This is a genomic window from Pyruvatibacter sp., assembly GCF_040219635.1.
In the GTDB taxonomy this organism is placed as follows: Bacteria; Pseudomonadota; Alphaproteobacteria; order CGMCC-115125; family CGMCC-115125; genus Pyruvatibacter.
The window spans coordinates 461,889-469,150 of the sequence record NZ_JAVJSC010000002.1 but is presented as its reverse complement, the minus strand read 5'-3'; the positions used below and the strand labels follow the sequence as shown (position 1 = coordinate 469,150).

Below are 7,262 nucleotides of genomic sequence, written 5' to 3'. Positions count from 1 at the left end.
TGTGACGGGTGTTGTGTCGCTTCCCGAAGGCACGGAAATGGTTATGCCGGGCGACAACTGCGAGATGCTTGTTGAGCTGATCGTGCCGATCGCGATGGAAGAGAAGCTGCGCTTCGCCATCCGTGAAGGCGGCCGCACCGTGGGCGCGGGCGTCGTGGCAAATATTATCGAGTAACAAGATTTTTGGCGGGCGCGCCTGTTTGACCGGCGCGCCCGTGGTTCTTTTCCAATAGTCCCTAAGATGAGGGGCGACACGTAAACGGGAAACAGGTTCCATGCAGAACCAGAATATTCGCATTCGTTTGAAGGCATTCGATCATCGCATCCTCGATGCATCGACGCTGGAAATCGTCAATACGGCGAAGCGGACGGGTGCACAGGTGCGTGGGCCGATCCCGCTGCCAAACCGGATCGAGAAGTTCACAGTGCTTCGCGGTCCACACGTTGACAAGAAGAGCCGTGAACAGTTCGAGATCCGGACGCATAAGCGTCTTCTCGATATTGTTGACCCGACACCACAGACCGTGGACGCGCTTATGAAGCTCGACCTCGCCGCCGGTGTTGACGTCGAAATCAAGCTCTAGGGTTTATCAGTAGTAAGGAGTGCGAAAGATGCGCGCAGGCGTGATCGCACAAAAAGTTGGTATGACGCGGGTATTCACGGATGACGGGAAGCATATTCCCGTGACCGTGCTGAAGCTCGACGGCTGCCATGTGGTTGGACACCGCACAGACGAGAAGAATGGCTATACGGCTATTCAGCTTGGTGCAGGCTCGGTCAAGGTCAAGAATGTTACGCGCGCACAGCGTGGTCACTTTGCCAAGACATCGGTGGAACCCCGCCGTCGTCTGGTTGAGTTCCGCGTCACGCCCGACAACATGATTGATGTGGGTGCAGAACTTCAGGCAGACCACTTTGTGGCCGGTCAGTATGTGGACGCCTCCGGCGTTTCCATCGGCAAGGGCTTTGCGGGCGCCATGAAGCGGCACAACTTCGGGGGCCTTCGCGCTACCCACGGTGTGTCGGTCTCTCACCGCTCACACGGCTCAACCGGCCAGTGCCAGGACCCAGGCAAGGTGTTCAAGGGCAAGAAGATGGCCGGTCACATGGGGCAGACCCGCGTGACCACCCAGAACCTTGAGATTGTGTCTACGGATGTGGAGCGCGGCCTCATTCTGGTGAAGGGTGCTATCTCCGGCTCCAAGGGCGGATGGGTTGAACTGCGCGACGCTGTGAAGAAGCGGCTCCCCGATGGTGTGCCGATGCCTGGTGCGTTCCGCATTGCGGGTGCGCCTGCGAATGATCCTGCTCCTGCCGAAGAAGCAGCCGAAGCACCTGCGGAAGATGCGGCTGTCGAAGCTGCGGGCGACGCGGACAAGAAGGACGAGGCATAGTCATGAAGCTCGACGTCCAGACCCTCGACGCCAAGAAGGCGGGCAGCGTTGACCTGTCAGATTTCGTGTTTGCGCTCAAGCCGCGCACCGACATTCTGCATCGTATGGTCAACTACCAGCTTGCCAAGCGGCGCGCGGGTACACACAAGACCAAAGGCCGGTCTGAAATCGCCGGCACGACGAAGAAAATGTACAAGCAAAAAGGCACCGGCGGTGCGCGGCACGGGAACAAGAAGGTTCCGCAGTTCCGTGGCGGCGGCAAGGCCTTTGGACCGGTTGTGCGCGATCATTCACATGGTCTGACCAAGAAAGTGCGCGCGCTTGCACTGCGTCATGCGCTTTCAACCAAGGCGCAGGCCGGTTCGATCATTGTTCTGGACGAGGCAAAGCTCCCTGAGCCCCGCACCAAGGCGGTGAAGGATGCATTTGCGAAACTCGGCATCACCAGCACGCTGATTGTTGACGGTTCGCAGCTTGACGAGAACTTCGCTCTGGCTGCCCGTAACATTCCGCACACGGATGTTCTGCCTATTGAAGGCATCAACGTGTATGACGTGCTGCGCCGCGACACCCTGGTGCTGACCAAGGCAGCGCTTGAAGCATTGGAGGCGCGGTTCGCATCATGAAAAGCGAAGATCTTTATCAGGTGCTTGAAGCGCCGGTAATCACTGAAAAGTCCACCCTTGCGGGTGAGAACAATCAGGTGGTGTTCCGGGTACCGCTCGAAGCAACCAAGCCGCAGGTGAAGGAAGCCGTCGAGACCTTGTTTAAGGTCAAGGTCGCGGCAGTCAACACGCTGCGGATCAAGGGCAAGCAGAAGCGGTTTCGCGGCACGCTTGGCAAACGGTCTGACATTAAAAAGGCAATCGTCACGCTTGCCGATGGTCACTCCATTGATGTGACGACGGGTCTTTAAGGGACGACGCAGGAACATGGCACTTAAAAAGTACAATCCGGTGACACCCAGCCAGCGCCAGCTGGTGACGGTTGATCGCGCCGGTCTTTGGAAAGGCAAGCCGGTCAAGACATTGACCGAGGGCCTCACGAAGTCCGGTGGCCGCAACAATCATGGGCGCACTACCGCGTATCGGACGGGTGGCGGACACAAGCGGACCTATCGCGTCATTGATTTCAAGCGTCGCAAGTTTGACGTTGAGGCGACGGTTGAACGCATTGAATATGACCCCAACCGCACGGCTTTCATTGCGCTCATCAAGTATGCGGACGGGGAGCTGTCTTACATCCTGGCGCCGCAGCGTCTTGCTGAAGGCGACAAGGTGATTGCGGGCAGTCGCGTTGACGTGAAGCCTGGCAATGCAATGCCGCTTTCCGCAATGCCGATTGGCACAATCATCCACAATGTGGAAATGAAGGAAGGCAAGGGCGGCCAGATTGCGCGCTCCGCCGGTACGTTCGTTCAGCTTGTGGGTCGCGATCAGGGCTATGCCATTTTGCGGCTTGGTTCAGGCGAGCAGCGTCTTGTGCGCGGCGAGTGCATGGCAACGGTTGGTGCTGTGTCAAACCCCGACCAGTCCAACATCAAGTTGGGCAAGGCGGGGCGTGCGCGGTGGCTTGGTCGCCGCCCGACGGTGCGCGGCGTGGCCATGAACCCGATCGATCACCCGCATGGTGGTGGTGAAGGCCGTACGTCGGGTGGACGTCATCCGGTAACACCGTGGGGTAAACCCACCAAGGGCCGCCGGACGCGTTCCAACAAGTCCACAGACAAATACATTGTGCGCAGCCGTCACCAGCGCAAGAAGAAGCGGTAGGCCAGAAATATGACACGTTCCGTATGGAAAGGGCCGTTTGTTGACGGCTATCTGCTCAAGAAGGCTGACGCTGTGCGTGCGTCGGGTCGTAACGAGATCATCAAGATCTGGTCACGCCGCTCGACCATTCTGCCGCAGTTCGTTGGTCTCAACTTCGGTGTCTATAACGGCAACAAGCATGTGCCGGTGCAGGTTTCCGAAGACATGGTGGGCCACAAGTTTGGTGAGTTCGCCCCCACGCGCACCTATTACGGCCACACGGCCGACAAGAAGGCGAAGAGGAAGTAACGATGGGTAAGCCATCTAAACCACGTAAGCTGGCGGAAAACGAGGCGCGTGCGGTAGGCCGTATGCTGCGCACGAGCCCGCGCAAGCTGAACCTGCTGGCGCAGTCGATCCGCGGTCATAAGGTGGAGCGCGCGCTTGCTGACCTCACCTTTTCGCCAAAGCGCATTTCAAAGTCGGTGAAAGCCGTTCTGGAAAGTGCGATTGCGAATGCCGAGAACAATCATGACCTCGATGTTGATGAGTTGTTTGTTGCGGAAGCCTATGTGGGCAAGAACCTGATCATGAAGCGTTGGAAGCCGCGTGCGCGTGGTCGTGTGGGCCGGATTGAAAAGCCGTTCAGCCAGATCACTATTGTTTTGCGTGAAAAATCCGCAAGTGCCGCCTCAGGAGAAGCTGCGTAATGGGACATAAGGTCAATCCAATCGGGCTTCGTCTCGGCGTAAACCGCACGTGGGATTCACGCTGGTATGCACGCCGCGGCGAGTACGGCCAGTTGCTGCACGAAGATGTTCGTATCCGTGAGTTCCTGATGAAGGAACTCAAGCAAGCCGGCGTCTCCAAGGTGGTGATCGAGCGCCCGCACAAGAAGTGCCGCGTGACCATTCACTCGGCGCGTCCCGGTGTGGTTATCGGCAAGAAGGGCGCTGACATTGAAACCCTGCGTCGCAAGATCCAGGCAATGACGGCAAGCGATGTGCACCTCAACATCGTTGAAGTGCGCAAGCCTGAAATCGATGCACAGCTTGTGGCTGACTCAATCGCACAGCAGCTTGAGCGCCGCGTGGCGTTCCGCCGGGCGATGAAGCGCTCCGTGCAGTCTGCCATGCGCATGGGCGCTGAGGGTATTCGTATTACCTGCGGCGGGCGTCTGGGTGGTGCTGAAATTGCCCGTGTTGAATGGTACCGCGAGGGGCGGGTGCCGCTTCACACGCTGCGCGCTGACATTGACTACGCAACCTCGACGGCGTTCACGGCTTATGGCGCGTGCGGCATCAAGGTTTGGATTTTCAAGGGCGAGATTCTTGAGCATGACCCGATGGCGCATGAGCGCCGGGCTTTGTCAGCTCAGGAAGGTGGACGTCCTGGTGGCGGTGATCGCCGTCCGCGTCGGGATTAGTTCCAGCGCCGCGTTGTATGAGAGTTTGAGGACTTAAGAGAGATGCTGCAGCCAAAGCGCACAAAATTCCGTAAGGCCCACAAGGGCCGCATCCATGGCGTTGCCAAGGGTGGGACGGATCTGAACTTCGGGTCGCACGGGCTTAAGGCCCAGGAGCCGATGCGTGTAACCGCGCGCCAGATTGAAGCGGCGCGTCGTGCCATTACCCGTCACATGAAGCGTGCCGGTCGTGTGTGGATCCGCATCTTCCCAGATGTGCCGGTCTCCAAGAAGCCGACCGAAGTGCGGATGGGTAAGGGTAAGGGTACGCCGGAATATTGGGTGGCCCGCGTCAAGCCAGGCCGGGTGATGTTTGAGATTGACGGTGTGCCGCATGACGTGGCGAAGGAAGCCCTGGAGCTGGGCGCTGCCAAGTTGCCGCTGAAGGTTCGTATGATTACCCGTGTGGGTGAGCACGCTTAAAGCGTTCACCCGTTAAGCGCGGTACAAAGGATTAAAGACGATGAAGATCGCAGATGTGCGTGACATGACGCCGGACCAGATGGAAGACGAAGTGGTGAAGCTCCGCAAGGAAGCCTTCAACATGCGGTTCCAGCGGGCGACCGGCCAGCTTGAGAACACGGCGCGCCTGCGCCAGATCCGCCGCTCCATTGCGCGGATCAAAACCATTCAGGGTCAGCGCCGCACTGCGGATGCTTCGGCCTAGTTGAGAGTTTAAGAAGGATACGCAGATGCCAAAGCGCGTGCTCCAGGGCGTCGTTGTAAGCGACAAGATGAAAGATACGGTGACCGTGCTCGTTGAGCGTCGGTTCACTGACCCGGTGATGAAAAAGACCGTTCGCCGCTCCAAGCGCTATCACGCGCATGATGCGGCCAACACTTTCAAGACCGGTGACAAGGTGCGCATTCGCGAATGCGTGCCGATTTCGAAGACCAAGCGCTGGGAAGTTTATACCGGCGAGGAAGCGTAGCCCCGTCTTGCAGACGTGGTGTTAAGAGGTTGCTCCTGCGGGGGCGTATTAGCGCGAATAACGCGCATGTGTGGTTGCGCAAGTGTCGCGCAGAGGAATTGAACAATGATCCAGATGCAGTCCAATTTGGACGTCGCGGACAACTCAGGTGCCCGCCGCGTTCAGTGCATCAAGGTACTGGGTGGCTCAAAGCGCAAGTATGCAGGCGTCGGTGATACGATCGTCGTCAGCATCAAGGAAGCGATCCCCCGTGGCCGCGTGAAGAAGGGTGACGTCATGAAGGCGGTCATCGTGCGCACGGCAAAGGAAATCCGCCGTGCCGACGGCAGCGCGATCCGGTTTGACAGCAATGCGGCTGTGCTGGTGAACGCCAATGGCGAGCCCATCGGCACACGTATCTTTGGCCCGGTAACCCGTGAGCTGCGCGCCAAGAACATGATGAAGATCGTCTCGCTTGCACCGGAGGTGCTGTAAAGCCATGACCGTGAAACTGAAAATTCGCAAGGGCGACAAGGTGGTTGTGACCACCGGCAAGGACAAGGGTAAAACCGGTGAGGTTCTGAAGGTGCTTCGCGAGGAAAATCGCGCGGTTGTTCAGGGCGTCAACATGGTGAAGCGTCATCAGCGCCAGACGCCACAGGCCCAGGGCGGGATCATCACCAAAGAGGCCCCGATCCATATTTCGAACATCGCGATTGAAGACCCCAAAGAGGGCGGCGCAACGCGGGTTGGTTTCAAGACGCTTGATGACGGCCGCAAGGTCCGTGTCGCCAAGCGCTCAGGAGAAGTGATTGATGTCTGATACGGCCCAAGCCACGGACAATTACGTGCCGCGTGTGCGCGCTGCGTATGACGCAACGATCCGTCCAAAACTCGTTGAGGAGTTTGGCTACAAAAACCCTATGCAGGTGCCGCGGCTCGACAAGGTCGTGCTGAACATCGGTGCTGGTGTTGCCGTGGGCGACAGCAAAAAGGTTGCGTCTGCGGTGACGGCGCTTGAGACCATTACCGGTCAGAAGGCTGTCATCACAAAGGCGAAGAAATCAGAAGCCACGTTCAAGCTGCGTGAAGGCATGAACATTGGCGCCAAGGTAACCCTGCGGCGTGTGCGCATGTATGAGTTCATTGACCGGCTGGTGAATATTGCTCTGCCGCGCGTGCGTGACTTTCGCGGGCTGAACCCCAAGAGCTTTGATGGCAACGGCAACTACGCCATGGGCCTGAAGGAACACATCGTGTTTCCGGAAGTGAATTACGACGACGTGGATCATGTGTGGGGGATGGACATCATCGTCTGCACAACGGCTTCAACTGATGACGAGGCGAGGGCTCTCCTTCGCGAACTCAACTTCCCCTTCACGTCGTAGGCAAAAGCCCTCGATACGGTTGGGACTAGGAGGATAAGCATGGCGAAAAAAAGCGCCATCGAGAAAAACAAGACCCGTCAGCGTCTTGTCAAGAAATACGCTTCAAAGCGCGACGCGCTGCGGGCGATTGTTAAAGATCAGTCGGTGCCGATTGAGGAGCGCATTCAGGCGCAGCTCAAGCTGTCATCGCTGCCGCGTAATTCTGCGCCGAGCCGGGTTCGCAACCGTTGCGAAATCTCCGGTCGCCCGCGTGGCTATTACCGCAAGCTGAAAATGTCGCGTATCGCGCTTCGGGATCTGGGCTCTGCGGGCCAGATTCCGGGCCTGGTCAAGTCGAGCTGGTAGGGAGAAC

16 protein-coding genes are annotated in these 7,262 nt (G+C 58.2%); all 16 read left to right on the top strand.

Annotated elements, in window-relative coordinates; translation table 11 throughout:
- Nucleotides 1–175: EF-Tu C-terminal domain-related protein (locus RIB87_RS03415; protein ID WP_502943202.1), on the top strand; the 175-nt coding region annotated here is incomplete at its 5' end.
- A 100-nt stretch (nt 176–275) separates the two neighbouring features.
- Entirely contained in the window at nt 276–584 is a 309-nt protein-coding gene (rpsJ, locus tag RIB87_RS03410; protein WP_350143501.1) for a 30S ribosomal protein S10, read from the top strand.
- A 28-nt stretch (nt 585–612) separates the two neighbouring features.
- Nucleotides 613–1,395 (top strand): 50S ribosomal protein L3, encoded by a 783-nt coding sequence (gene rplC / locus RIB87_RS03405; protein WP_350143499.1) that lies wholly within the window; start codon nt 613–615, stop codon nt 1,393–1,395.
- Between the two features lie 2 nt (nt 1,396–1,397).
- Nucleotides 1,398–2,021, top strand: a complete 624-nt coding sequence (gene rplD, locus RIB87_RS03400) for a 50S ribosomal protein L4 (protein ID WP_350143497.1) — start codon at nt 1,398–1,400, stop codon at nt 2,019–2,021.
- Nucleotides 2,018–2,311 (top strand): 50S ribosomal protein L23, encoded by a 294-nt coding sequence (locus tag RIB87_RS03395; protein WP_350143495.1) that lies wholly within the window; start codon nt 2,018–2,020, stop codon nt 2,309–2,311. The genes rplD and RIB87_RS03395 overlap by 4 nt, the downstream gene beginning before the upstream one ends.
- Before the next feature lie 16 nt (nt 2,312–2,327).
- Entirely contained in the window at nt 2,328–3,167 is an 840-nt protein-coding gene (gene rplB, locus RIB87_RS03390) for a 50S ribosomal protein L2 (RefSeq protein WP_350143493.1), read from the top strand.
- Between the two features lie 9 nt (nt 3,168–3,176).
- Entirely contained in the window at nt 3,177–3,455 is a 279-nt protein-coding gene (gene rpsS, locus RIB87_RS03385; RefSeq protein WP_350143491.1) for a 30S ribosomal protein S19, read from the top strand.
- A gap of 2 nt (nt 3,456–3,457) precedes the next feature.
- Nucleotides 3,458–3,856, top strand: coding sequence for a 50S ribosomal protein L22 (gene rplV, locus RIB87_RS03380; protein ID WP_350143489.1), 399 nt, complete (start codon nt 3,458–3,460; stop codon nt 3,854–3,856).
- The gene (gene rpsC / locus RIB87_RS03375) at nt 3,856–4,572 is read left to right on the top strand and encodes a 30S ribosomal protein S3 (RefSeq protein WP_350143487.1); all 717 of its coding nucleotides are present in this window, start codon (nt 3,856–3,858) and stop codon (nt 4,570–4,572) included. Before rplV ends, rpsC begins: the two co-directional genes overlap by 1 nt.
- A gap of 42 nt (nt 4,573–4,614) precedes the next feature.
- Complete coding sequence (rplP, locus tag RIB87_RS03370; protein WP_350143485.1) at nt 4,615–5,034, top strand: 50S ribosomal protein L16; 420 nt, start codon at nt 4,615–4,617, stop codon at nt 5,032–5,034.
- A gap of 40 nt (nt 5,035–5,074) precedes the next feature.
- Complete coding sequence (rpmC, locus tag RIB87_RS03365; RefSeq protein ID WP_350143483.1) at nt 5,075–5,278, top strand: 50S ribosomal protein L29; 204 nt, start codon at nt 5,075–5,077, stop codon at nt 5,276–5,278.
- A gap of 25 nt (nt 5,279–5,303) precedes the next feature.
- The gene (gene rpsQ / locus RIB87_RS03360) at nt 5,304–5,543 is read left to right on the top strand and encodes a 30S ribosomal protein S17 (RefSeq protein ID WP_350143481.1); all 240 of its coding nucleotides are present in this window, start codon (nt 5,304–5,306) and stop codon (nt 5,541–5,543) included.
- Between the two features lie 105 nt (nt 5,544–5,648).
- Entirely contained in the window at nt 5,649–6,017 is a 369-nt protein-coding gene (gene rplN / locus RIB87_RS03355) for a 50S ribosomal protein L14 (RefSeq protein WP_350143479.1), read from the top strand.
- A gap of 4 nt (nt 6,018–6,021) precedes the next feature.
- Nucleotides 6,022–6,345 carry a 50S ribosomal protein L24 gene (gene rplX, locus RIB87_RS03350; protein WP_350143477.1) on the top strand — a complete coding sequence of 108 codons (324 nt, stop codon included), beginning with the start codon at nt 6,022–6,024 and terminating at the stop codon, nt 6,343–6,345.
- Complete coding sequence (rplE, locus tag RIB87_RS03345) at nt 6,338–6,910, top strand: 50S ribosomal protein L5 (protein ID WP_350143475.1); 573 nt, start codon at nt 6,338–6,340, stop codon at nt 6,908–6,910. Before rplX ends, rplE begins: the two co-directional genes overlap by 8 nt.
- Before the next feature lie 39 nt (nt 6,911–6,949).
- Nucleotides 6,950–7,255: a 30S ribosomal protein S14 gene (rpsN, locus tag RIB87_RS03340; RefSeq protein WP_350143470.1), complete on the top strand. Its 306-nt coding sequence runs from the start codon at nt 6,950–6,952 to the stop codon at nt 7,253–7,255.
- The last annotated feature ends 7 nt before the right edge of the window (nt 7,256–7,262 follow it).

Bases quoted from the DNA above. Each gene is read 5' to 3' on its own strand.
- rpsJ (WP_350143501.1), top strand. From the start codon at position 276: ATGCAGAACCAGAATATTCGCATTCGTTTGAAGGCATTCGATCATCGC.
- rplC (WP_350143499.1), top strand. From the start codon at position 613: ATGCGCGCAGGCGTGATCGCACAAAAAGTTGGTATGACGCGGGTATTC.
- rplD (WP_350143497.1), top strand. From the start codon at position 1,398: ATGAAGCTCGACGTCCAGACCCTCGACGCCAAGAAGGCGGGCAGCGTT.
- RIB87_RS03395 (WP_350143495.1), top strand. From the start codon at position 2,018: ATGAAAAGCGAAGATCTTTATCAGGTGCTTGAAGCGCCGGTAATCACT.
- rplB (WP_350143493.1), top strand. From the start codon at position 2,328: ATGGCACTTAAAAAGTACAATCCGGTGACACCCAGCCAGCGCCAGCTG.
- rpsS (WP_350143491.1), top strand. From the start codon at position 3,177: ATGACACGTTCCGTATGGAAAGGGCCGTTTGTTGACGGCTATCTGCTC.
- rplV (WP_350143489.1), top strand. From the start codon at position 3,458: ATGGGTAAGCCATCTAAACCACGTAAGCTGGCGGAAAACGAGGCGCGT.
- rpsC (WP_350143487.1), top strand. From the start codon at position 3,856: ATGGGACATAAGGTCAATCCAATCGGGCTTCGTCTCGGCGTAAACCGC.
- rplP (WP_350143485.1), top strand. From the start codon at position 4,615: ATGCTGCAGCCAAAGCGCACAAAATTCCGTAAGGCCCACAAGGGCCGC.
- rpmC (WP_350143483.1), top strand. From the start codon at position 5,075: ATGAAGATCGCAGATGTGCGTGACATGACGCCGGACCAGATGGAAGAC.
- rpsQ (WP_350143481.1), top strand. From the start codon at position 5,304: ATGCCAAAGCGCGTGCTCCAGGGCGTCGTTGTAAGCGACAAGATGAAA.
- rplN (WP_350143479.1), top strand. From the start codon at position 5,649: ATGATCCAGATGCAGTCCAATTTGGACGTCGCGGACAACTCAGGTGCC.
- rplX (WP_350143477.1), top strand. From the start codon at position 6,022: ATGACCGTGAAACTGAAAATTCGCAAGGGCGACAAGGTGGTTGTGACC.
- rplE (WP_350143475.1), top strand. From the start codon at position 6,338: ATGTCTGATACGGCCCAAGCCACGGACAATTACGTGCCGCGTGTGCGC.
- rpsN (WP_350143470.1), top strand. From the start codon at position 6,950: ATGGCGAAAAAAAGCGCCATCGAGAAAAACAAGACCCGTCAGCGTCTT.